The sequence below is a fragment of the Alloprevotella rava genome (genome assembly GCF_014195585.1).
GTDB lineage: Bacteria > Bacteroidota > Bacteroidia > Bacteroidales > Bacteroidaceae > Alloprevotella > Alloprevotella rava.
The window spans coordinates 18,915-42,237 of the sequence record NZ_JACICA010000016.1 but is presented as its reverse complement, the minus strand read 5'-3'; the positions used below and the strand labels follow the sequence as shown (position 1 = coordinate 42,237).

Here is a 23,323-nt window from a genome sequence, read left to right as displayed (position 1 = left end):
GAAACAATTATACTTCGGTTTTAGGTCAAGGCCGAAAGGATGCGTGTGCGGTTTAACAAACTCATGAAAAAGCGTTTCTTAAACCGAATTGGGGTTAATAAAATTCAGAATCGAATGTTTACCCCGTATAGATCTTGCTTTAGACATTATCAACTAACTCTATTTCAGACCATGTATAGAGCGCCACTTTGCCCTCTCGTGAAAAAAATATAACTTTGCACACGCAAAAAGAAAACTCAAAGAATGATTACAGTTACAAATCTGGCCATCCAGTTTGGAAAGCGCGTCTTATATAAAGACGTGAATATGAAGTTCACTAATGGCAACATTTATGGCATTATTGGTGCCAACGGAGCAGGAAAGTCAACGCTACTAAAAGCCATCAGCGGTGAATTAGAGCCTACGAAAGGTAGTATTGAATTAGGACCAGGTGAACGCTTGAGCGTCCTCTCTCAGGACCACTTTAAGTTTGACGAGCATAGCGTTTTAGAAACAGTACTTATGGGCCATACCACAATGTGGAGCGTCATGAAAGAGCGTGAAGTCCTTTATTCAAAAGAAGATTTCAGCGATGAAGATGGTATCCGAGTGGCAGAATTGGAAGATAAATTTGCAGAGATGGGCGGCTATACGGCTGATAATGACGCTGCCTCCCTACTTGAAGGTCTTGGCATAAAGGTTGATCTTCACAATAAGTTAGTAGGTGAACTCTCTGGTAAAGAAAAAGTTCGCGTCATGCTGGCGCAAGCACTATTTGGCGAACCCGACAACCTTTTATTGGATGAGCCAACTAATGATTTAGACCTTGAAACTGTAGAATGGCTAGAAGACTATTTAGGCAACTTTGAGCATACTGTGCTTGTAGTTAGTCACGACCGCCATTTCCTAGACCAAGTCTGCACACACACTGTTGACATTGACTTCGGAAAAATTACGCTCTATGCTGGTAACTATTCTTTCTGGTATGAATCCTCTCAGCTTGCACTACGCCAAGCCCAAAATCAGAAGCAGAAGTCAGAGGAGAAGAAAAAAGAGTTGGAAGAATTCATTCGTCGCTTCTCTGCCAATGCTGCTAAGAGTCGTCAGACAACAAGCCGTAAGAAGATGTTGGAAAAACTCAATGTTGAAGAAATTAAACCTTCTACACGCAAGTATCCAGGCATCATCTTCCAGATGGAACGTGAACCAGGCAATCAAATCCTTGAAGTTAACGATCTAAAAGCCACAACAGAAGATGGAGAAGTTTTGTTCAGCGATGTTACTTTCAATATAGAACAAGGCGAAAAGGTTGTATTTATCAGCCACGATCCACGTGCTATGACTGCCCTCTTTGAAATGATCAATGGTAACACCAAGCCGATACAAGGTAGCTATAAATGGGGCGTCACTATTACAACAGCTTATCTCCCCTTAGATAACACAAAATTTTTCAATACTGATTTGAATATGCTTGATTGGCTTAGCCAATTTAGTGTAGGCAATGAAGTATTCTTTAAAGCTTACCTAGGACGAATGCTCTTCAAGGATGAAGACATTCAGAAGAAAGTTAGTGTACTCAGTGGTGGTGAAAAAATGCGTTGTATGATAGCACGTATGCAACTCAACAATGCAAACTGCCTAATACTGGATACACCAACCAATCACTTGGACATGGAAAGTATTCAGGCATTCAATAATAACCTGAAACTCTTTAAAGGTAACATCCTTTTTGCCAGTCACGACCATGAATTCATCAATACCATTGCAAATCGCATCATAGAGCTTACGCCTAATGGTTGCATTGATAAATTAATGAATTATGAAGATTATATCCATGATGAACATATCAAGGAATTGAGAAATAAGATGTACGCAAAATAAACAAGTCATCTCTCTTAAATAAAACTGGCACACAATTTGTTTTGCCCACACAACATACATTCATTATTATATTATATATTATGTCAACAAAAAAACACAATAATAAAGAGGAACAAGAAATCCAAGCGAAAGATACAGCAGAAGAGCAAAACAACCAAACTGACAAAACAACTCTTCAAGCTGATGAAGAAGGAAAGGTTCAAAAAGAAGAACTTACGACAGAAGAGCAACTTGCAGCAGTAGAAGAAGAAAACGAAAAATTAAGAGACCAACTACTGCGCCAAATTGCAGAATTTGACAACTATCGAAAACGTACGCTAAAGGAAAAGGCAGAACTTATTCTCAATGGAGGAGAAAAAACGCTTTCCTCGTTACTCCCCATTTTGGACGACTTGGAGCGTGCCGAAAAGAATATTCAAGAAAACACAAATATTGAGACTCTCAAAGAGGGGCTAGATCTTGTTTTCAAGAAATTCCGCAACACGCTGGAAAAGCAAGGTTTGAAAGCAATTGAGACACAAAATCAGGATTTCAATACAGATTTTCATGAAGCCATTGCTATGGTTCCTGTAACCGATGGAGAACAAAAAGGGAAAATAATAGATTGCGTTCAAACGGGTTATACGCTTAACGACAAAGTCATACGCCATGCAAAGGTGGCTGTAGGTCAATAAAAAACATGGAAGAAGACTACTACAAGATTCTAGGTGTCGAAAAGGATGCAACAATAGATCAAATAAAAAAGGCCTATCGCCGCACGGCCATAAAATATCATCCGGATCGCAACCCCAATAACAAAGAAGCAGAAGAAAAATTTAAACAGGCAGCTGAAGCCTATGAGGTTTTGAGTGATCCAGACAAGCGCGCTAGATACGACCAGTTTGGAAAAGCAGGTGTTGATGGCGGTGCCGGAGGATTTGGAGGATTCGATGCAGGCGGCATGGATCTTAATGATATTATCCGCAACTTTGCACAAAAATTTGGTTTTGGCGGAGGCTTTGGTGGATTCAGCAGCTCATTCGAGGATGCAGGCAGTGCAGGATCGCGTAAATATCAAGGCAGCGACTTGAGAGTTAAGGCAAAACTCACGTTGCAAGAAATGGCTCAAGGCATCACAAAGAAATATAAAGTTCAAAAAGATGTGACTTGCCGTGAATGCCACGGAAGCGGATGTGAAAAGGACTATAAGCCTGAAACCTGTATCACCTGTAAAGGACGTGGCTATGTACTACATACTCGGCAATCTTTCTTTGGTATGACTCAAGTACAGGAACCTTGTCCAACGTGTCATGGAGAAGGAACTGTAATCAAAAAGCCGTGTAGCCATTGCCATGGTGAAGGAATCGTCAAAGGCGAAGAAATTGTAGAAGTAAAGATTCCTGCAGGTGTTGTTGGAGGCATGATTATTAAAGCCCATGGAAAAGGCAACGCGGGAAAGCACAATGGCATTCCTGGCAATATTCAAGTAGTCATTGAAGAAATCCCTCACCCTGAACTAATTCGCGATGGGCAGGATTTAATATACAATTTATTACTAACCATCCCTCAAGCCGTCCTAGGAGATTCCGTTGAAATCCCGACCATTGAAGGTAAGGCAAAAATAAACATAAAAGCAGGTACACAACCTGGAACAACGCTTCGACTTCGCGGCAAAGGATTACCTGCTATCAAGGGGTATGGCTATGGGACTGGAGATATTATTGTCAATATCAGTATCTATATCCCTGAGACCTTATCAAAGGCAGAGAAAAAAATTTTTGAAGATTTAAAAAACAGTGAGAACATCCAAAGCTCTCAATCTATTAAGGAAAAGATTTTCAAAACTTTCAAGAATTATTTCAACACATAATTATAATAGCTCCTTTCAGCAGAAAGGAGCTTTTTCAATATGAATTACTCAGAGGCTATTCATTATTTATTCACTGTAACACCTCTTTTCCAAAATCTTGGAGCAGGAGCGTATAAGCCTGGATTAAGAACAACTGAGATTCTTAATGAACACTTTGGACACCCACACCATAATTTTCGCAGCATTCACGTAGCAGGAACAAACGGGAAAGGAAGTTGCTGCCATACGCTAGCGGCAATACTTCAAGCTGCAGGCTATAAAGTTGGTCTATTTACCTCCCCGCACCTATTAGATTTTCGTGAGCGAATCCGCATCAATGGAAAAAAGATTTCAGAGCAATATGTAATTGATTTTGTAGAAAAAGAAAGAAGTTTCTTCGAACCACTTCATCCATCGTTCTTTGAAATTACAACGGCTATGGCCTTTAAATATTTTGCAGAAGAAAAAGTGGATGTAGCGATTGTTGAGGTCGGATTGGGAGGACGTTTAGATTGTACTAATATTATTAGCCCTGAACTCTCTATCATAACTAACATAAGTTTAGATCACCAGATTTTTTTAGGAAACACACTTGCAGAAATTGCAAGTGAAAAAGCAGGTATCATAAAAAAAGGCATCCCTGTAGTTATTGGAGAAACAGTTCTAGAAACTCGGCCTGTCTTTGAAGAAAGGGCCAGAGTATCAGACACTAAAATAATCTTTGCAGAAGACTCTCCTATTGTACTGAACACGTTTATCAATGGAAAAGACTTTAAAGTTTATAATACAACCATTTATGGAGAGATATATGGTGCTTTAATTGGAGATTGCCAAGATAAAAATGCAAATACAATTCTTACGGCAATCAAGCATTTAGATAATTTCAAGATTCCACTACAAGCTATTCTAAAAGGTTTTGCAGAAGTATGTGAAACAACAGGACTCATGGGACGCTGGCAATATATACAAAAAAAACCTACTGTTGTTTGTGATACAGGACACAATGCAGGAGGATGGAAATACTTGGGAGAGCGATTGACGAAAATCAGCCAAGAACAAACTCTTAGAGTTGTATTCGGCATGGCCAACGACAAAGATATTGATAGTGTTTTGGAAACTCTCCCAAAAGCCGCACAATACTATTGGGCTCACGCCAGCGTTGATAGAGCACTTACTGAATCACAAATTAATAAAATAGCTGGACAACATACACTTTTAGGGAAAAAGTTTACAACAGTAGAAGATGCTTACAAACAAGCTCTTCGCGAAGCCTCACCCAATGATTTTATTTTTGTAGGAGGAAGTAATTTTGTTGTTTCTGATCTTTTATCTTATCTATCTCAATAGTAAAGACTCTCCTTAGTGGAACTAAGAATATCCACTAAATATCGTGCTAACATCTGTTTGAGCAAGAACTATCAATTATGTCAACAGAAGTTAGCACATTCCTTTATATATTTGTTAAAATACTGTAAGTCCCCCAAAAACACCAAGAAAACTATGTAATTATTCTTAGTTTCTACAGTATCTTTGTAACCGTAAAATCTATATATTTGCATACAACTCATCAAGAGAACCATGGATAATTAGGACTACTAAAAAATAAAAAACATCATAGATAAAAAGAATTATGAGAAGATTTGCCTATTTAGCACTCGGCATCATACTATTTGCCAGCTGCAGCAAGAAACAACAAGGTATGCCAGACGCTGACAACAGTTATGCTGTAGAAACTGTCAACACGTCTAGTGCAGACTTAAACACAACTTATCCTGCAACGATAAAGGGAATTCAAGATATTGAGATTCGTCCAAGAATCTCAGGTAATATTACTCAGATTTATGTCGCTGAAGGACAAACTGTCCACCGTGGACAAACATTATTCACGATGGACAGCGAACAGTATGTTGCAGCAGTGAGAGCCGCAGAAGCTCAAATCAAAGTATGTCAAGCAAATATTTCCACTCAACGGCTCACTGTAGCTAATCAGCGCCTTCTCCATTCCAAGCAGATTATAAGTGACTATGCTATGAAGTCGGCAGAAAATCAATTACAAGCACTACAGGCACAACTAGCAAGTGCACAAGCACAATTGGCAGGTGCGCGCGATAATCTTAAATGGTGTACTGTGAGTAGTCCAGCAGATGGTGTCATAGGCCTTCTTCCCTATAAAGTTGGTGCGCTTGTTGGCCCTTCTATGACTGAAGCATTCACAACAGTTAGCGACATAGAGCGTGTTCATGTTTATTTCTCAATGACAGAAAAACAGCTTCTAGCTATGGCCCGCACTAGCAACGGAGGTGTGAAAGCGGCAATCAAAAATATGCCAGCCGTTCGATTGAAGTTAGCAGACGGGACTATATACGATGAAACAGGAACGGTAGATGCCATCAGTGGTGTAATAAACCAGTCAACAGGTGCCGTACAAATGCGCGCAACATTCTCTAATAGTCGTCATTTACTCCATAGTGGAGGAACAGGTAATATTCTGCTGCCGACGATTGTCAGCAATGTAATTAGAGTTCCTCAAGCAGCAGTCACAGAAATTCAAGATAAGAAATTTGTTTATATCGTCGGTACGCAAAATAAAGTTAAGAGCACAGAAGTCACCATTGAGGAACAGAACGATGGTACATACTATTATGTAACAAGTGGATTGAAAGCAGGTGACCGCATTGTCATTGAAGGTATTCAGAACCTAAAAAATGATATGGAAATCAAACCTATCACCTCTCAACAAGCAGCAGAAAAAAGAGCACAAGCTGCAAAAGACATAAAAGACGGAAAGCTTCCGTTCTAACACTTAAAGTATTGACATTATGTCATTAGATAGATTTATAAATCGGCCAGTACTGTCTACCGTTATTTCGATTTTCATCGTAATCTTCGGTATCATCAGTATCACATCACTGCCTATTACGCAGTATCCAGAAATTGCACCACCAACTGTTTCTGTATCAACTTCATACACTGGTGCAAATGCTCAGTCTGTACTCAACTCTGTTATCATGCCTTTGGAAGAACAGATCAATGGTGTTGAGAATATGGACTATATGACATCCACTGCAACAAATACTGGTCAGGCAAATATCTCCATTACTTTCAAACAAGGAACTGATGCTGATATGGCTGCCATCAATGTGCAGAACCGTGTAAGCATGGCGCAAGGTCTTCTCCCTGCAGAAGTAACGCGTGTCGGTGTCATTACTCAAAAACGTCAGAGCTCTATGCTAGTTGTCTTCTCTCTCGTTGACATGGAAGATAAATACTCGCAAGAGTTCCTTGACAACTATGCAAAGATCAATGTTGTCCCGCAGATTCAGCGTATTAAAGGTGTGGGCGAAGCTATGGTTATGGGAGCGGACTACTCCATGCGTATCTGGCTAGATCCTGCTAAAATGGCAGAGTATCACCTCATGCCTTCTGATGTCACTGCAGCCTTAGCGACTCAGAATATTGAAGCTGCTCCTGGCACGTTAGGTGAAAGAGAAAATCAAACCTACCAGTATACGCTTACTTGGAAAGGACGTCTTTCGACTGAAACAGAGTTTGGCGATATTGTCATCAAAGCATTACCAGACGGAGAAGTTCTCCGCTTGAAAGATGTTGCAAAAATAGAATTAGGTAGCAGTAGCTATAGCTTTGGCGGTAAGGTAAATGGCCATAAATCCGTCACATGTATTGTCTTCCAGCTCTCAGGAACAAATGCAACAGAAACTGTCAGCAATATCACTAAATTCCTTGATACCCAATCTGCCTCTCTTCCTAGCGGAATGCAGTTTGTACAAGCACAAAATGTAAACGACTTCCTTTTTGCTTCTGTAGAAGAAGTTATCAAGACTTTACTTGAAGCCTTTATCTTGGTATTCTTAGTTGTCTATATTTTCTTGCAAGATATGCGTTCTACGCTTATCCCAGCTATTGCTATCCCTGTCAGTCTGATTGGTGCCTTCTTCGGCATGAATCTCTTAGGATTCTCTATCAACCTACTTACATTGAACGCTCTCGTCCTAGCCATTGCTATTGTGGTCGACGATGCGATTATTGTTGTAGAAGGTGTCCATTCCAAGTTAGACCAAGGTTACTCTTCAACAAAGAAGGCCTCCATTGATGCCATGCGCGAGTTGGGCGGTGCCCTTGTCAGCATCACGCTCATCATGATGGCCGTATTTATTCCGGTGAGCTTTATCAGTGGAACATCAGGAACATTCTATCGCCAATTCGGTCTAACAATGGCAATCTCCATATTCTTCTCTGCGCTAAATGCGCTGACACTATCACCTGCCCTATGCGCCATCTTCTTGAAGGCACACGACAAGGATGGAAAAGAGAAAAAGATGAGTTTCATAGACAAATTTCATACTGCTTTTAATACGTCGTACGACCGAATCCTCGGCAAATATAAGAACTCGGTTGTGAAGATATGCCGCCATCCAATCATTGCTATTTCGGCCGTAATCATAGGTATTGCAGGACTTACGTTCCTCATGAAAGTCACACCAGATGATATGATACCATCTGAGGACACTGGTACCATCATGGGCTCTATCTCTCTACCTCCAGGAACATCTCAAGATCGCACAGACAAAATATTAGCTCAGGTTGATAGCATTGTTGCAGCATGCCCAGCAGTACAAAGTCATACACTCATTTCTGGCTATGGCATGACTGGTGGACAAGGTGCGAGCTATGGGTCTATTATTATCAAGCTTAAACCATGGTCGGAACGTTCCATGAGGGAAAATTCACAGATTTTAGCCATTCAATTCTTGCTTCGCTCACGCGATGTTATCAAGGATGCAAAAGTGCTGTTCTTCCAGCCACCTATGATTATGGGGTATGGTACCACAAATGGTTTCACTTTCTCCCTCCAAGATCGAACAGGTGATGACTTGAACAAGTTCTTCAAGGTAACGCAAGATTTTATTGCAAAGTTGCAAGAACGTCCCGAGATTCAACAAGCACAGACGACCTTTAGTCCTAATTTCCCACAATATCTTATTGATATTGATCCTGCACAATGTTTGAAAGCAGGCTTAACACCTAGCGATATCCTCACAACGCTGCAGGGCTATATTGGTGGTCTTTACTCCTCCAACTTCAACCGTTTCGGTAAACTGTATCGTGTTATGATACAGGCTGAAGGTGACAAGCGAATCAATACGGAGAGCTTGAAAAATATCATGGTGCGCAATGGTAGTGTAATGGCCCCTATCACGCAATTCATGTCCATCAAGCGTGTTTACGGTCCTGATAATATCAACCGTTTTAATATGTACACATCTATTTCCGTCAACGGTTCACCGGCTAGTGGCTACACTTCTGGACAGGCTATGAAAGCCATTGAGGAAACAGCAGCTCAGAATCTCCCAGCAGGCTATAGCTACGAATATTCTGGTATGACTCGCGAACAGAATAGCCAGTCGAATACTACAATCTATGTATTTATCCTCTGTTTGCTCTTCATCTACCTCCTTCTTGCTGCACAGTATGAAAGCTACATCCTTCCTTGGGCGGTACTGCTTTCTGTTCCTTTCGGACTTGCCGGTTCATTCCTATTCTTGTGGATAATGGGTGGTATAAACCAGATTCTTCCAATCTTCGATAATGCATCTAACAACATATATGTACAGATTGCGTTGATCATGTTAATGGGACTTCTAGCAAAGAATGCAATTCTTATTGTAGAGTTTGCCATCGAACGCCGCAAAATGGGAATGAGTATTACTTGGGCTGCCGTTCTCGGTGCTGGGGCACGTTTACGCCCGATCTTGATGACATCCTTAGCTATGATCGTCGGACTCTTACCTTTGATGTTCAACTTCGGTGTTGGTGCTCACGGAAATAGATCTCTCGGTACAACAGCTGTCGGAGGTATGTTAGTAGGCGTTATTTGCCAAATTTTCTTCGTACCATCCTTATTTGTCATTTTCCAGTCCATTCAAGAGCGTTTTAAACCCATGGTTTGGGAGGATATTGACAATAGCGATGCAGAAGCAGACATTGAGCAGTACACAAAAAAATAATCTCTATGAAGCCAGTTGGGATAAATTCCCTACAGAGCTTCTTTCCAAGATAAAAATTATGAAGAAATTTCTTTTTGTAATCATAGCAAGTGCTACCCTCTCGTCTTGCGGTCTCTATAAGAATTATCAACGTCCAACAGATGTGAAGATACCTAATAATATCTATAGAGATTCTTCCAAGCTAGAGAACATTACTGATGCCGATACTACAAACTTTGGGAATATGCCATGGCGCGAGGTGTTTGTTGATTCACGCCTTCAAAATCTCATAGAGAAGGCTATTACCAATAACACAAACTTACGCCAGGCTGACTTAACCATTCGTCAAGCTGAAGCTGGATTAAAGATTAGTCGTTTGGCTTTTCTTCCTAGCGTAAGTCTATCCCCTCAAGGCACAATTACAAGCTGGGACTTTAGTAAGGCAACAAAGACTTACAGCGTTCCTGTACAAGCCAGCTGGCAAATTGATGCTTTTGGCACATTGCGCAATGCTAAGAAACAGAGCGAAAAGAGCTTGATGCAAACGCGTGCTGCCAAACAGGCCACACGCACAGCAATTATTGCTTCTGTTGCCAATCTCTATTACACCCTTGAGATGCTCGATGCCCAACTTGCAACAACCAAAGCTACAGCAGAACTTTGGGATAAAAATGTAGCAGCAATGGAAACGATGTTTAAGGCAGGACTCACTAATAGCTCTGCTGTCTCACAAGCAAAAGCCAACCGACTTTCTATTCTTACAACCATTCCCACAATGCAAGCAAGTATTCAGAAAGTAGAGAATTCTCTCTGTGCGCTTCTTCATGAATCTCCATACACCATAGAGCGTGGAGTATTGGAAGACGTCAAACTTCCTTCGACACTTTCTGCAGGTATTCCTATGCAGTTGCTCTCCAATAGACCAGATGTGAGAAGTGCAGAACTTCAAATGGCGTATGCCTTCTACGGAGTTCTTGGTGCGCGTGGTGCTTTCTATCCGAAAATCACACTTTCTGGTGCAGCATCTTGGACAAATAGTGGAGGCTTGGGCATTGTGAACCCAGGGAAAATACTAGCGTCTGCTGTAGCTTCTCTTGTTCAGCCGCTCTTTGCACAAGGAAAACTTCGTGCAAATCTTGACATTGCTAAAGCTCAACAAGAAAGTGCCACACTCAGTTTTGAGCAAAAACTTCTTGATGCGGGAAACGAAGTGAACGAAGCTATCGACAACTATAATGCGGCAAAGCTCCGCGTTGACGGCAATAAGGAACTAGTAAAAGAACTCACGAAGAGTGTTGAAACCACCGATTTCATTTTCAAGAACGACAATTCTGTATCTTATCTTGAAACACTTACTGCTCAACAAAGCCTTCTTCAAGCTCAGCTGAATCTCATTAGTGCAAAACTCGATAAAGTCCAAGCCGTCATCAGCCTCTATCAAGCACTCGGCGGTGGCCGCGACTAAACCTTTATTTAACCTCTAACTTATGGCAAATCAAATTAGCCCACTTGCCTCTATTGCTGCTTCGGTACAACTAGGCGAGAACATCAAAGTAGGACCTTTTGCAGTAATTGGTGAGAATGTCGTCATTGGCAACAACTGCGACATTCACGCTCATGTATCAATCCTCCCACGTACTACTATCGGTTCTGACAATCGCATCTTTGAAAATGCAGTAGTAGGAGCAGAACCACAGAGTTTCCGCTACAAGGGAGGAGACAGTCGCATAGTTATTGGCAACGGCAATACCATTCGCGAAAATGTAGTAATATCTGGATCTCTAGATGCAGACCATGCTACAACCATTGGTGATGAAAACTTCATCATGGATGGCGTGCACATCTGCCATGATGTACAAATAGGTAATCACTGCGTTGTTGGAATTCATTCGCAGATTTCCGGAGATTGCTTAATAGAAGACCATGTCATCCTTTCATCGGCAGTTATCCTACAACATAAAGTCCGTGTAGGTCGGTACAGCCTTGTACAAAACGGCTGCCGTACAAGGAAGGACATTCCACCCTATATCATTCTTGGTGGAAATCCTGCGACATACCACGGGGTAAATGCTGACATTCTCTCACAATATGTGGGTCTCAGTGAAAAAATTCTTCGCCATATTTCCAATACCTATCGTCTCATATATATGGGCAACTTTTCTCTTGAAGATGCCCTCATCCGTGTTGGACAGCAGATTCCACAGAGCAAAGAAATTGACAATATCGTCAATTTCATCAAAGGCTCAGAACGGGGCATTGTGAGACGAATCAAAGAAGAAGAATAATAACACTTAAACTCACAATATAAGACACATAAAAAGACACGAAAGTAAAGAACTTTCCGTGTCTTTTTTATTGTTTTCTAAAATCTATAGAGTAGCATCTTTGCAGCTGAGTAAACAAAGAAAATCGCTCTCGTTTTTATCTCTAAGAGCATCAAAAATATCCTTATTAAATTTGCAAATACAATAAGGATATCAGCTGATATCCTTATTCTGTCGGCCAACATCCTTATTGTATTTTCAACAGCGATAAAAGACTGTAAAACAACCTAGTAAAGCGAATTTAACAAATGACTTATAGAGATTATAAAAGAGCAGATAGAAAAATAACTCTGACAAATAAAAAAACCGCAATATCTGCTTATAGATATTGCGGATAGGAATTTCTGCCAATCTGCAGTTTATTTTTTTGCTTGTTCACGCAAAATCTTTTCAATATAAACTTTCATGATTTCTACGGCACGAACGTTTTCACCTCCTTGGGGAATAATGAGGTGAGCAAATTCTTTAGTGGGCTCAATAAACTCACGATGCATAGGCTTAAGCACTTTTAAATAGCGGTCCATCACTACTCGGGCCGTGCGTCCACGCTCAACCACATCACGTTCTATAACTCTAATGAGGCGTTCATCGGAATCTGCATCTACATATATGCGCAAATCCATCATGTCGCGCATCTCTTTGCGATACAAAGCCATGATACCTTCTATAATAATAACATTGGTCGGCTCTACATGTATAGTTTCAGGTAAACGATCACAGATTGGAACACTATAAGTGGGTTGCTCTATTGCTCTCCCCTCCTTTAATTCTTTGATTTGCTGCTCCAACAAATCCCAATCAAAAGCATCGGGATGATCATAGTTCATCTTGCGCAATTCTGAAAGGGCTACGCCCTCAGGAGCACGCTTATAATAAGAATCTTGTGGGATTATGGACACTTGATTAGCTGGTAGTTGTTCCATTATCTTGCGCACTACCGTTGTTTTTCCAGAACCAGTTCCGCCTGCAATACCTATAACAATCATCGTAAAGATCTATTTGCTTTATTTCCGTTGTTTACTCCTATTTAAAATAGGTTAATGCAAAGATAGAGCAAAAATAAGGAAAAACAAAGAATCTAGAGATTCCTACGAAAGAAAGGCAAGGAATGCTATGAGCAAAAATGTCAGAGCGTGGCCTAAAACAATCAAACGAACATCAGCCTCTGAATAACCAGTAAGAGTTCTAACGGCATGAATTCTTACTAAATGTGATGAATTGATACGTTTGTGCAATTTCAAGAAAAGTATATACATCAAACTGCCTAAAAGAAGCTCACCAATAAATTCACTCCCCCATTCTAACGGACTTACTATCGACAAATACAACCGTGTCCAACTATTCAGAAGACTCCATGCAGCAAGACATAGCATTAAATTTCGATGTCTCACAAGGAAAGCTAGAAAGATTCCAACGGCGGGCGCAGCTGGAATAAGAATGGCTAAAAGTCCTACTCCTTCCCGATGATAATTTAATGCAAGAATAACCGCTGTCTTTGATAGTGTGCTAGGAGAGAAATAACTCTGAAGTATATATATACCTTGATTAGCCAACAATACAGTAGCAAATAACAGAACGAATATCAGCAACAGCTCTTGCAAATTATTATTGCGTATCAACACATACACGAAGAGCAGCATCAATGGTAGCCACAACGCAGGATGCGACAATACAGATGCTAAACTATCGAGAAATAAGGAATGATACTGCATAAGATCTTATAGAATATTTTTCTATCAAACTTTTTCCAAAGCAGCTTTTTCTAACCAGCCACTTGTTCCATCTGGCAAAATAACTTGAAGCCACATTCCACTTTCTGAAGAAACCTCCACTGTTACTCCCTCATGCAATGTCCGCAACTTGCGAGTCGAGGCTACTGCACCATCAAAAAGTTCACAATCTTTCATCACAACGCCCAACTGCTTATTGTAGTATTGATAACGCAGTTGATAAGCAAAAGTAAGGCTAGCCAAACTTAGGATCGCAACCAAGATAAGGGAGAAGAGAGAAACTTTTTGCATCCACACACTTCTCACAAAACGAAAGAGCGCTAAAACAACAAATGCAAGAAACAGAAAAGAAAGCCCCCAAAGAGCCCAAGCATCAGGATTGAGAGATGTACGAATGTTTCGAATCAGTGCGAAAAAAAACATTTCAGAAGGCGCATCAAACTTATCTTGTAATTTTATTTGACTAAGTTCCAAACTATGACGTATACCTGCATTAGCTGGTTCCAAACGCAAAGCGCGTTGGTAGTTAAGAATAGCATGCGGTAAATTATCTTGCCGATAATAGGCATTACCTAAATTGTTATACTCTGCCACATTGGGACTTTTCTTCAAGTCAGCTTCATAAATGCGCGTAGCTTCCACATAATTCTTTGCTGCATAAAGACTATCTGCCGTTTGCTTTTGCGCCATAGTAGCTACAAAGCCCAATAACCAAAACAACAATATATAGAAATGGGATTTCATAAACTTCTCATCTTTTCTTTATTTCCATTTTATTTAATACATCAAAAGCCTTACTCAATAGCTCTTGACGAGACAATTCTCCAGAAGGAGCAAAGCGAGCATATTCGCACTCCGAAACAATTCCAACAAACCTCTCGACGACAGCCTCATCAATCCCTGCTTTGTGAAGATAAAGCTGAATACTTTTCTTGTTAAAGTCACTTATCGCTATATGGAACTTAGAATCTGCATATTCTTGAAGTATGTGAGAAAACTCTTCATAAAATACTGAACTATCTGTAACTTGAAGCTTTGTAGCCAAAGCTTTCAGGCGCTGTTCTGCCACCCGACCTGCTTTATCACGTTTACGCCCTGAAATATCACGGACTTGAGAAATATACCGCCCTGCAAACTTATTTCCGGCAAAGCCCAACAGCAGAACCAATAAGGAGGAGATATAAAAAAACCAACTTCCAACCCAAAAAGGACTATCTAAATCGCAGGCAGAAACAGGCCCTACAATTATTGGGCTTATATCGCTCTTTCTAAGAGCCAGCTCCTCTTGAGCTTCTTCCTTAGACCGAACGCCTTTCTCTACATTCAATTTGAGCGCATCTATATGTAATGTCTCATAACGCTGGGTCGCAGGATTAAATACCTGCATATCGACTGCGGGTATTTCGTATTTTCCTACATTGTGAGGAATAAACGTATAATCATAATAAACCTCTCCAGTTGTTCCCGAAAATGTTACTGTCGTATGATAAGTCGTTTTGGGATCGTATGAGTCAAAATCCGTCGGAAAAGTCAGAACAGGAGCAGGAATAAGTTTCAAATTTCCAGTTCCACGAAGCGTCAAACGGTAAGTTGCCACATCGTTAGATCTTGGCACTTTTGTCTGCAAACTACTCGTGAGCTTAAACTGACCTACACCACCACAAAAGTTGGCAGGTTTAGGTTTAGGCAAAGGCAAGACTTCGATATTTGTTTCTAGAACTTGACGCCTTACTTTCACACCTACCATACCACTATCAAAGAACGCATCCAAAAGTTCAGAATATTGCTCTTGCTGCGCTACAACACAATCAAACGAAAGACTCGGAATAGACACTTTTCCCGTTTTTTGTGGGAAAATAACATACTGATAGATTACACCTGCTCGATATGATTTTCCCCCTACCAACTCATTACTCATTTGTATGCTTTTAACAGGAATCTCTTGAGATACTAAACCTTTAAAGTCTGGTTTACGCGTTAGCATAATATTACTGAGCCCTACCCCTAGCCGACAATAAATCTTGTAAGTTAATAAAATTGCCTCTTGCTCGAATACTCGCTTACGATTCGGTGTAACAGTTATAAACAAGTCTTTAGTAGTTACTGCTGAACCCACATTTTGTACAGCGTTTTGGCCGGAAGAAGAAGGCTGATATTTGGAGGACATATTTGCAGCACTCGCTGTTCCCTTCACACGAAGAACAGAGGGGGGAGAATGAAGAACGCGTCCGTTCAATGTCACAGAAGCAGTGCCTATTTTAAACACTCCATTCTTGCGTGGTGACAATATATATGTATATGTTGTAGAAGAAGAGGACGTTGTACGTCCATTTATCATTTGAATACTATTGGACGTAGATACATTAGGGCCTGAAAGAACCTCAAAATCTGAAAAAGAAGGACCACGAAAATCTTTCACATCAGAACTTCCTACTACAAATTGCACACGAAAATAGTTTTCACTTCTATCAACCACAGATGGAGCCTTAATGACTAGGGATTGAGCAGACATCAAGGTAGATAGAAGCAGCGAAAAAACAGCAAAGAAAATATACCTCATCATTCTTATTCACAATTTTGCTTACAAAAATACTGCTTGCCAAGCAGATAAACAAATATCCTGCCGAGAGCAAAGAAATCAAGAAGAGTTCAAAAAAAGAAGTTTTATAAAGAGCAGCTTATCTACAGTGCTAAAAAAGCTATGTCACCTGGAAAAGATGGCATAGCTTTAAAATGCTATGTTCAATAAAGACTAATAAATATTAGCTTTATCGTTTACTTACTTCAAAACAACAGTGATGTCCTTATCTTCTTCAGTTACTACGACTTTGTCTTCACGAAGTAACCAGCCCAAACCCAAATAGAGGTCTTTGTCGGCACGCACTTTTGTTGCTTTCTTCAAATCTTTGCCTGAAAGCTCTCCATTTACATTAAGAGCTTCCCAAATTTTTCCAGCTAATTCGCCAGCTTTTTCTTGAAACATAAACTTGAATTTAATGATTTTTAATGGAGATATTTTGTTTTATTTCCTTGCGACAAAGATAATCTTTTCTCAATGTAATATTTACATCATTAACAGTTTGCCATGAGATCTTACATACTTTCTATAAAATAATTCATATATTTCATTGTGATTTACTATTTTTGTAATCTGTATCTAGCAAGTATTCCTCAATAAAATGTTTTCTATACTTATTCCTACATTTGAATACGATTGCTCTAAGTTAATTGACAACTTAAGCACACAATGCCAAGAGTTGCACAAAGAGCTACCAACGGATTTTATGTATGAAATTGTCGTGAGTGATGACTGTTCCACTGAAGAACATTATAGAACTTTGAGAAAAAAGTTAGAAAACATATCTTCCTGCACGCTTATTCATCAACAGAAAAATACGGGAAGAGCACGCAATCGCAATATTCTAGTTGGAATGGCCCAGTACAAATGGGTTATTCTCATTGACGACGATGCTGAAGTTTGCACTCCAGACTTTATCCGAACTTATTGGACACATAGGCACGAAGCAGATGTGATTTGTGGGTCACTACAAAATCCACAAGGCAACCCACGAAGGAAGCATGAACTACGCTATGCGTATGAATACAATGCACAAAAACGTCGCTCGGCTCAATACAGAAACAGTCATCCCTATGATGCATTCACAACCTTCAATGCATTATTCAAAAAGGATATTCTTGAGAGATTTCCTTTCGATGAGCGTTGCAAAGAATACGGATATGAAGATGCACTTCTCGGTATTACTCTAGAAAAAGAGAAATGTAATATACTCCACATTGATAACCCGCTCATTCATGCAGGAATAGACAGCAGTTTGGATTTTCTAAAAAAGACAGAAGCCTCACTAAGAACATTAAAACATTTAGGAATGCCCATGCAGCTACGAGCAGGAACCTCAAGATATCATTCAATCTGTGAAAGATTACATACGACATGGCTCTTACGCCTTTTATTCCGACTTCTTAGTAAAAAAATAAGAAGGAATCTTTTAGGCTCTCGTCCAAAAGTATTCCTTCTCAATACGTATAAGTTACTTTATTATTCCCAACTTTAGAACGGAACCTCATTAGGAGCTGGTGGCATATCATCAAATCCTTGCGGGAGAGATTGATTCATCTTCGAAGAAATGATATTTACTTCTTCTCCAGGTAAAGGTATAGCCTGGTCGTCTTCAGGATTCTCAAAACGCACATATTTTCCTTTGAAACGTAGCGTCACATCACCGACCGAACCATTACGATGCTTTGCAATAATGATTTGTGCCATACCTTTGAGATTGCGTCCATGCTCATCAGCAAAGATATGGTAATACTCTGGACGATGAATAAAGAGAACCATATCGGCATCCTGCTCTATGGCTCCCGACTCACGCAAATCACTCAATTGAGGGCGCTTTCCTTCGATTCCCTCACGTCCTTCAACACCACGATTCAACTGACTCAAAGCAATAATAGGAATATTCAACTCTTTCGCCAATCCTTTCAACGAACGACTAATGGTACTTACCTCTTCTTGTCGAGAATTGTAAGACATGCCACTCGCATTCATCAATTGCAAGTAGTCAATCATAAGCATCTTTATACCATGTTCTCTTACTAAGCGACGCGCCTTCGTTCGGAGTTCGAAAACCGAAAGGTTGGGCGTATCGTCAATATACAGTTCTGCACCATCCATCAAACGTATCTTAGAGTCTAGCTGCGGCCATTCGTATTCTTTCAACTGACCATTACGAATTTCTTCACTAGGTATCTCACAGACATTCGCTATAAGACGATTTACAAGCTGAACGTTGGACATTTCCAACGAAAAGAAAGCCATAGGGATCTTTTGGTCAATCGCTATATTGCGGGCCATACTCAAGGCGAAAGCTGTCTTACCCATAGCAGGACGTGCTGCTAAGATAATCAAGTCAGTCCTTTGCCAACCGGCAGTCATCCTATCTAGCTCGTGATAGCCCGAAGGAATACCACTCAAACCATCCTTTCGTGCAGCCGCAGCCTTCAGTTGCTCTATAGCATCTCTAATAACAGGCTCAATACTGGTATAATCCTTTTTGACATTAGATTGTGAAAGTTCAAAAAGTTTTCCCTCTGCCTCCTGCATCAGGTCGTCAACATTGGTTGTTGCATCAAAAGCTTTCGACTGTATCCCTGATGTATAAGTAATCAATTCGCGCGCAAGGGCTTTTTGAGCAACAATTCGCGCGTGATACTCTATGTGCGCACTACTTGCCACCATACCACTCAACTGAGTGATATAGAAAGGCCCACCTATCTCCTCTAACTTGCCCTCCCTATTGAGCTGCTCTGTAACTGTGAGTATATCAACAGGGCGCTCGTCGTGGTAAAGCTGCTGAATGGCAGTATAAATCAGTTGGTGGCGGTGCTCATAGAAAGATGTGGGGCGAAGGATGTCAGAAACACGAAAAAAGGCTTCTTTCTCAATCATCAAAGCACCCAAAATAGCTTGTTCAAACTTCGGTTCTTGCGGTTGCAGACGACCTAGGTCATCTTGTATTGGCATAACATTCTGAGCCTTTCGCGAACGACGAGTAGTATTTGTTACGGGCATAGTCTCTACTTATATTTTAGGTGCAAAAGTAATACTATTTCTACACTACGAGAGCTAAAGCTATGAAGATTATCACTACCGCTCATAGCAACCAATCTCGGGCGCATTATCCTGCAAACGAGAACGCCCCATACGATCTGTAGGGTAATTATTGCTTATCCCAATGTCTGCGTGCCCTACTGCTTGAGACAAATTATCTAGCTGAAAAGTAAAGATCAATTTGTCGTAATTAAAGACGGGAATAAAGTTTTTCGAGTTAGAAAAATCTTTCGGATTATCTTCTTCCCAAAAGCAATTCAAGAAACGCTCATCAGCAACTTTCTCGGTATTCAACAAGCAGTTTCTAAACAAATAATTAAAAGCTATATTACTCTCCTTTTCCTGTTGCAAACCCTGCACATCGTCTTTATTCCGTCCAGTCACTATTGTATTGAAGACATTCAACGTTGTCAGAGGAAGACTATAGCTACCATCATAATTCGAGAAACGTAGAGCCACTCCATCGCCGCCTACTAAAGGATAGAACTGAGCTATGGTACAATGAATAAATTGAACATCTCCCCCTTTGATACTCACACAATCACCACCAGCATTGGTCAACTGACTATTGATAACAATCGCTTTGTTAGACTTCAAGGAAAGTCCATCACGAGCAACGTTATGAACAATGCAGCCATTCATTGTCAGTTTAGTTTGCGAGACATCCGAGCTATCACAACGAATGCCGTATTGTCCACTATGTATGTCTGTATACATCAAACTATTCTCATAGCTTTCAGCAGCAAAATAAACACCACCCCATTGATTGGGGATGCGATCATAAGGGATGCCGCTGAGCATATTCCCCAAACGGTCGCCACGCAATACCACGTTTTGTTGTGCACTACCTTCCGATTGTAATTTTCCTCTCACGATAAGACTTGCACCTGGATGGAAATAAAGGCGTGCACCTGCAAGCAATTTCAGTGTAGCTCCTTGTTCTACTACCAAACTATCAAAAATCTGATAAGGACGATTTGCCGTAAAGGTTGTATCCGACGAAATGGTGAGCCCTTTCAGGCGATAGACTCCTTGTGCGTATGCTCGCAACACTACATTCTGCACTTTTCCCCCTTCCGTTTGGAAAAAGAGACGGTCCTGTACTAGCTCAGGAATATCCTTATTGATTTCTGGAGTATTGAGAAAGAAAAAAACAAACATACTATCCTTCTTCGCGATCTCAAAATCGATTCCGACACCATTGGCCAGCATCTCGCCATCAATGTTGACACGGAAAGGGGAACTAGCTCCTCTCTCTAACCACGCTCGAGTAAGACGGATTGATTTATTGTTGGGATTATATACCTTGAAAGTATCCGTTTGAGTGGGAAATCCTGCCAATATCGTGTCAAGCGAAAGAGTGTCTCTATTGAAACGTAGAGATGCACTATTAGAAATAATATATTGATCATCATCTACGCAGCCGATAGCAACAAATAGTAATGCAAAAATGTAGAAAAACTTGCTCATAATAAAGATAACGAAGATCATTACCAATTATTACATAGAAACTCCGATAATAATAATTATTATTCAGAAAAACATTGAGATGCTTCAAATATTTATGCTACCATAAATAAAAAAGAATTAGTCGAAATTATTTTTCACGCATAACAAAAGGCAGAGAATACAAGATAAAGAGACGCTAAGCACCTTTTTATTTCTCAATCTATATCCAATCTATGCTCTCCAGAATAGCTGAAGATTGAAGTTTCTACCCTCGAATGAAGTAACGCAAATTTGAAATATTATGATTCTAACTAAGGAAGTATTTTCTCCTATACAAAGGGAAAATAAAATAAGGGGATTTTTAAATGCAATAAAGATGTCAGCTGATATCCTTATTCAATTTTCAAAAAGAACAAGGATAAAAATACCGAATCTATAAAAGACTTATAAGAAAAGACATTTGAAAACTTTTTTCTTGATTCTCAATAAACATAAGAGAGATAGAAATACTTTAATTTTCGTAATACTTTGCTGCGAAATAAAATAAGAATCATAATCTTACTAGCAAAAGATTAGAACCAAAAGAAGAAAAGAAAAAAACTAATGGGAATATCAAGAGAATATATACCCATTAGGCCGTATATAAAATAAAGCGTACAAACGACAGCTTCTTAATATCTCAAAATTTGTCCTGGTCGAATATGGCTTGTGACAGAAATATGATTTGCTTTACACAAGGCATCAAGCGAAATTTCTAACTTACGAGCAATAGAAGTTAAGTTTTCTCCAACGGCTACCTTGTGGTAGCGAGAAGGAGCAACTTCAGGCATAGGCTCTGTCTGAGCAGCCATCTCTGTTTTCTTTTTACTAGCTATTGAGGCAACTCCAGTAAACATATTTGGATTACCATTCTTGTGGAATACAAAATAGTCCCCCGTCACGTCTTGGTTAGGGAAATCAAAGAGTAATTCAGGATTTATAACAGCACCTAACAGACGACATTCAAAATGAAGATGACTTCCTGAAGAGAGTCCAGTATTACCTCCTAAACCTATGGGTTCGCCAGCCTTCACATAAGTATTAACAGATACCAGATGCTTGGAGAGATGCGCATAGATTGTTTCCAATCCATTGTTATGGCGAATAACAATATAGTTTCCATATCCACCTCCCTCATAATCAACGATGCGCACTCGGCCATCAAATGCAGATCGGATGGTATCGCCAATATAGACCTTTATATCTAGACCTTTATGATAGCGACGAAATGAAGATCGATAGCCGACTCTACTTGTAATGCGTCGGCTGTCGGTCGGCATTGCAAAATTACGTAAATCAATACGATAAGTTTCTGGAATCTGATCTTGGCTATAACAATGAGTGCGCGTGGTGTTCCAACTTGAATAAAGGTCGCCCGAAGGTTTTTCCACGCTCTCGCGCTGAATTAGTCGATTGAGTGCTAAAGAATCAACAGAGCGTACTTTTCTATCGATAGGGGCTTGCATAGATATCATATCTTGGGCAGTAGCCGAAAGCGTACATCCTAAGAAAAAAACACCTAAGCCAAGTTTTCGAAGTGCTGAAAAATTCATTCGTTCGTGTTACAATTGGGGAAGCAAAAAGGCTTCTTATTATATGTATTGGTCACAAAGTTACGACTTTATAGAATACTGACAATAAGTATATTCAAAAATTTAGTTAAATTAGTCATATCTAGATCGCAAATAAAGATTTTTTTCAGCGTATATAGAAATCTTTTGTAAGTTGCTGATACTGTTCAGATCGACGCCCGTTTTCATCCATCAATAGTAAAGTATCTTCTGTGAAGGCAGTGTCAATTCTTGAAAAACCACACAACAAACGCTTGGGTGCTTTAAGAGGACGAGTAACCACGTGGGTTAAATGATAAAGAAAGAAACCTCTAGCAACAGCTTCCAGCATAAAACTTTCACGAGCAGCAGTAGGAATGATAGCATACAAGCGTCCTGTATCACGTAAAAGTCGGGCAACTTGTTGTAATAAACTGGCGAAACTCAAGCTAGCAGTATGACGCGCACTGGATCGTGCAGCATCGGGTGGAAGAAGCTCTTCTTCAAAAAAAGGGGGATTAACCAATATAGTATCAAAGCCTGTGGAATCTTGGAAATTACAAATATCTTCGCACACAATATGGATACGCCTCCCCCATGGTGATCTCGCTGCATTTCCTATAGCTTGTACTGCTGCATTCCTCTCTATTTCAACACCATATACATTTGCTTGAGAACGCTGAGCTGCCATAATGGTGACAAGTCCAGAGCCACAACCTATGTCAAGAATTCGGCTGGATTCAGAAACTTCCGCCCAAGCTCCAAGAAGCACCCCATCTGTTCCCACTTTCATCGCACAACGATCATGGTATATTTTGAATTGTTTGAACTCAAAGTAATCTGTCATACCATTATAAACTTAAAAGTGCTAAAAATAGTATGAAACAACGACAATCTTTTATTGCCCTT

General features: G+C 40.1%; 18 protein-coding genes. 9 read left to right on the top strand and 9 right to left on the bottom strand.

What is annotated here, in order from left to right:
* Nucleotides 1-243: 243 nt before the first annotated feature.
* The 8 genes from FHS60_RS09755 (at nucleotide 244) to lpxA (ending at nucleotide 11,978) form a co-directional block, all read left to right on the top strand.
* Nucleotides 244-1,860, top strand: a complete 1,617-nt coding sequence (locus FHS60_RS09755) for an ABC-F family ATP-binding cassette domain-containing protein (RefSeq protein WP_183698024.1) — start codon at nucleotides 244-246, stop codon at nucleotides 1,858-1,860.
* A gap of 80 nt (nucleotides 1,861-1,940) precedes the next feature.
* The gene (locus tag FHS60_RS09750; protein WP_183698022.1) at nucleotides 1,941-2,534 is read left to right on the top strand and encodes a nucleotide exchange factor GrpE; all 594 of its coding nucleotides are present in this window, start codon (nucleotides 1,941-1,943) and stop codon (nucleotides 2,532-2,534) included.
* Between the two features lie 5 nt (nucleotides 2,535-2,539).
* Complete coding sequence (gene dnaJ / locus FHS60_RS09745) at nucleotides 2,540-3,709, top strand: molecular chaperone DnaJ (RefSeq protein ID WP_183698020.1); 1,170 nt, start codon at nucleotides 2,540-2,542, stop codon at nucleotides 3,707-3,709.
* Between the two features lie 39 nt (nucleotides 3,710-3,748).
* Entirely contained in the window at nucleotides 3,749-5,035 is a 1,287-nt protein-coding gene (locus FHS60_RS09740) for a bifunctional folylpolyglutamate synthase/dihydrofolate synthase (RefSeq protein WP_183698018.1), read from the top strand.
* A 283-nt stretch (nucleotides 5,036-5,318) separates the two neighbouring features.
* Nucleotides 5,319-6,488 (top strand): efflux RND transporter periplasmic adaptor subunit, encoded by a 1,170-nt coding sequence (locus tag FHS60_RS09735; RefSeq protein ID WP_183698016.1) that lies wholly within the window; start codon nucleotides 5,319-5,321, stop codon nucleotides 6,486-6,488.
* A gap of 19 nt (nucleotides 6,489-6,507) precedes the next feature.
* Nucleotides 6,508-9,714, top strand: coding sequence for an efflux RND transporter permease subunit (locus tag FHS60_RS09730; RefSeq protein WP_183698014.1), 3,207 nt, complete (start codon nucleotides 6,508-6,510; stop codon nucleotides 9,712-9,714).
* Between the two features lie 58 nt (nucleotides 9,715-9,772).
* Nucleotides 9,773-11,158 (top strand): efflux transporter outer membrane subunit, encoded by a 1,386-nt coding sequence (locus FHS60_RS09725; RefSeq protein ID WP_183698012.1) that lies wholly within the window; start codon nucleotides 9,773-9,775, stop codon nucleotides 11,156-11,158.
* 22 nt (nucleotides 11,159-11,180) lie between these two features.
* The gene (gene lpxA, locus FHS60_RS09720; RefSeq protein WP_183698010.1) at nucleotides 11,181-11,978 is read left to right on the top strand and encodes an acyl-ACP--UDP-N-acetylglucosamine O-acyltransferase; all 798 of its coding nucleotides are present in this window, start codon (nucleotides 11,181-11,183) and stop codon (nucleotides 11,976-11,978) included.
* Between the two features lie 398 nt (nucleotides 11,979-12,376).
* On the opposite strand, the gene udk is transcribed toward lpxA, so the two are convergent.
* The 5 genes from udk to FHS60_RS09695 all read right to left on the bottom strand — a co-directional run bounded on the left by udk (nucleotide 12,377) and on the right by FHS60_RS09695 (nucleotide 16,730).
* Nucleotides 12,377-13,003 (bottom strand): uridine kinase, encoded by a 627-nt coding sequence (gene udk / locus FHS60_RS09715; RefSeq protein WP_009346655.1) that lies wholly within the window; start codon nucleotides 13,001-13,003, stop codon nucleotides 12,377-12,379.
* Nucleotides 13,004-13,105: 102 nt separating this feature from the next.
* Nucleotides 13,106-13,729: a hypothetical protein gene (locus tag FHS60_RS09710; protein ID WP_183698008.1), complete on the bottom strand. Its 624-nt coding sequence runs from the start codon at nucleotides 13,727-13,729 to the stop codon at nucleotides 13,106-13,108.
* A gap of 24 nt (nucleotides 13,730-13,753) precedes the next feature.
* Nucleotides 13,754-14,491: a tetratricopeptide repeat protein gene (locus FHS60_RS09705; protein WP_183698006.1), complete on the bottom strand. Its 738-nt coding sequence runs from the start codon at nucleotides 14,489-14,491 to the stop codon at nucleotides 13,754-13,756.
* Nucleotides 14,492-14,498: 7 nt separating this feature from the next.
* Nucleotides 14,499-16,310: a BatD family protein gene (locus FHS60_RS09700; protein WP_183698004.1), complete on the bottom strand. Its 1,812-nt coding sequence runs from the start codon at nucleotides 16,308-16,310 to the stop codon at nucleotides 14,499-14,501.
* A gap of 216 nt (nucleotides 16,311-16,526) precedes the next feature.
* Nucleotides 16,527-16,730, bottom strand: coding sequence for a winged helix-turn-helix domain-containing protein (locus tag FHS60_RS09695; protein WP_009346659.1), 204 nt, complete (start codon nucleotides 16,728-16,730; stop codon nucleotides 16,527-16,529).
* 196 nt (nucleotides 16,731-16,926) lie between these two features.
* Between FHS60_RS09695 and FHS60_RS09690 the strand changes: the two genes are divergently transcribed.
* A complete protein-coding gene (locus FHS60_RS09690) occupies nucleotides 16,927-17,820 on the top strand; it encodes a glycosyltransferase family 2 protein (protein ID WP_183698002.1) in 894 nt (297 codons plus the stop codon).
* Here the strand turns inward: FHS60_RS09690 and dnaB are convergent.
* The 4 genes from dnaB to FHS60_RS09670 all read right to left on the bottom strand — a co-directional run bounded on the left by dnaB (nucleotide 17,817) and on the right by FHS60_RS09670 (nucleotide 23,261).
* Nucleotides 17,817-19,289, bottom strand: a complete 1,473-nt coding sequence (dnaB, locus tag FHS60_RS09685) for a replicative DNA helicase (RefSeq protein WP_420837966.1) — start codon at nucleotides 19,287-19,289, stop codon at nucleotides 17,817-17,819. The two genes, FHS60_RS09690 and dnaB, sit on opposite strands and share 4 nt — an antisense overlap.
* A 123-nt stretch (nucleotides 19,290-19,412) precedes the next feature.
* Nucleotides 19,413-20,846, bottom strand: coding sequence for a hypothetical protein (locus FHS60_RS09680; RefSeq protein ID WP_183697998.1), 1,434 nt, complete (start codon nucleotides 20,844-20,846; stop codon nucleotides 19,413-19,415).
* Between the two features lie 650 nt (nucleotides 20,847-21,496).
* Nucleotides 21,497-22,417: a peptidoglycan DD-metalloendopeptidase family protein gene (locus FHS60_RS09675; protein WP_183697996.1), complete on the bottom strand. Its 921-nt coding sequence runs from the start codon at nucleotides 22,415-22,417 to the stop codon at nucleotides 21,497-21,499.
* A gap of 145 nt (nucleotides 22,418-22,562) precedes the next feature.
* Nucleotides 22,563-23,261: a tRNA1(Val) (adenine(37)-N6)-methyltransferase gene (locus FHS60_RS09670; protein ID WP_183697994.1), complete on the bottom strand. Its 699-nt coding sequence runs from the start codon at nucleotides 23,259-23,261 to the stop codon at nucleotides 22,563-22,565.
* Nucleotides 23,262-23,323 lie beyond the last annotated feature (62 nt).

What these genes read in the sequence shown, in the direction of transcription:
- FHS60_RS09740 (WP_183698018.1), top strand. Translation starts at nt 3,749, where the DNA reads ATGAATTACTCAGAGGCTATTCATTATTTATTCACTGTAACACCTCTT.
- FHS60_RS09695 (WP_009346659.1), bottom strand. Translation starts at nt 16,730, where the DNA reads ATGTTTCAAGAAAAAGCTGGCGAATTAGCTGGAAAAATTTGGGAAGCT.
- FHS60_RS09735 (WP_183698016.1), top strand. Translation starts at nt 5,319, where the DNA reads ATGAGAAGATTTGCCTATTTAGCACTCGGCATCATACTATTTGCCAGC.
- FHS60_RS09725 (WP_183698012.1), top strand. Translation starts at nt 9,773, where the DNA reads ATGAAGAAATTTCTTTTTGTAATCATAGCAAGTGCTACCCTCTCGTCT.
- FHS60_RS09705 (WP_183698006.1), bottom strand. Translation starts at nt 14,491, where the DNA reads ATGAAATCCCATTTCTATATATTGTTGTTTTGGTTATTGGGCTTTGTA.
- dnaJ (WP_183698020.1), top strand. Translation starts at nt 2,540, where the DNA reads ATGGAAGAAGACTACTACAAGATTCTAGGTGTCGAAAAGGATGCAACA.
- udk (WP_009346655.1), bottom strand. Translation starts at nt 13,003, where the DNA reads ATGATTGTTATAGGTATTGCAGGCGGAACTGGTTCTGGAAAAACAACG.
- FHS60_RS09670 (WP_183697994.1), bottom strand. Translation starts at nt 23,261, where the DNA reads ATGACAGATTACTTTGAGTTCAAACAATTCAAAATATACCATGATCGT.
- FHS60_RS09730 (WP_183698014.1), top strand. Translation starts at nt 6,508, where the DNA reads ATGTCATTAGATAGATTTATAAATCGGCCAGTACTGTCTACCGTTATT.
- FHS60_RS09690 (WP_183698002.1), top strand. Translation starts at nt 16,927, where the DNA reads ATGTTTTCTATACTTATTCCTACATTTGAATACGATTGCTCTAAGTTA.
- lpxA (WP_183698010.1), top strand. Translation starts at nt 11,181, where the DNA reads ATGGCAAATCAAATTAGCCCACTTGCCTCTATTGCTGCTTCGGTACAA.
- FHS60_RS09755 (WP_183698024.1), top strand. Translation starts at nt 244, where the DNA reads ATGATTACAGTTACAAATCTGGCCATCCAGTTTGGAAAGCGCGTCTTA.
- FHS60_RS09700 (WP_183698004.1), bottom strand. Translation starts at nt 16,310, where the DNA reads ATGATGAGGTATATTTTCTTTGCTGTTTTTTCGCTGCTTCTATCTACC.
- FHS60_RS09710 (WP_183698008.1), bottom strand. Translation starts at nt 13,729, where the DNA reads ATGCAGTATCATTCCTTATTTCTCGATAGTTTAGCATCTGTATTGTCG.
- FHS60_RS09750 (WP_183698022.1), top strand. Translation starts at nt 1,941, where the DNA reads ATGTCAACAAAAAAACACAATAATAAAGAGGAACAAGAAATCCAAGCG.
- dnaB (WP_420837966.1), bottom strand. Translation starts at nt 19,289, where the DNA reads ATGCCAATACAAGATGACCTAGGTCGTCTGCAACCGCAAGAACCGAAG.
- FHS60_RS09675 (WP_183697996.1), bottom strand. Translation starts at nt 22,417, where the DNA reads ATGAATTTTTCAGCACTTCGAAAACTTGGCTTAGGTGTTTTTTTCTTA.
- FHS60_RS09680 (WP_183697998.1), bottom strand. Translation starts at nt 20,846, where the DNA reads ATGAGCAAGTTTTTCTACATTTTTGCATTACTATTTGTTGCTATCGGC.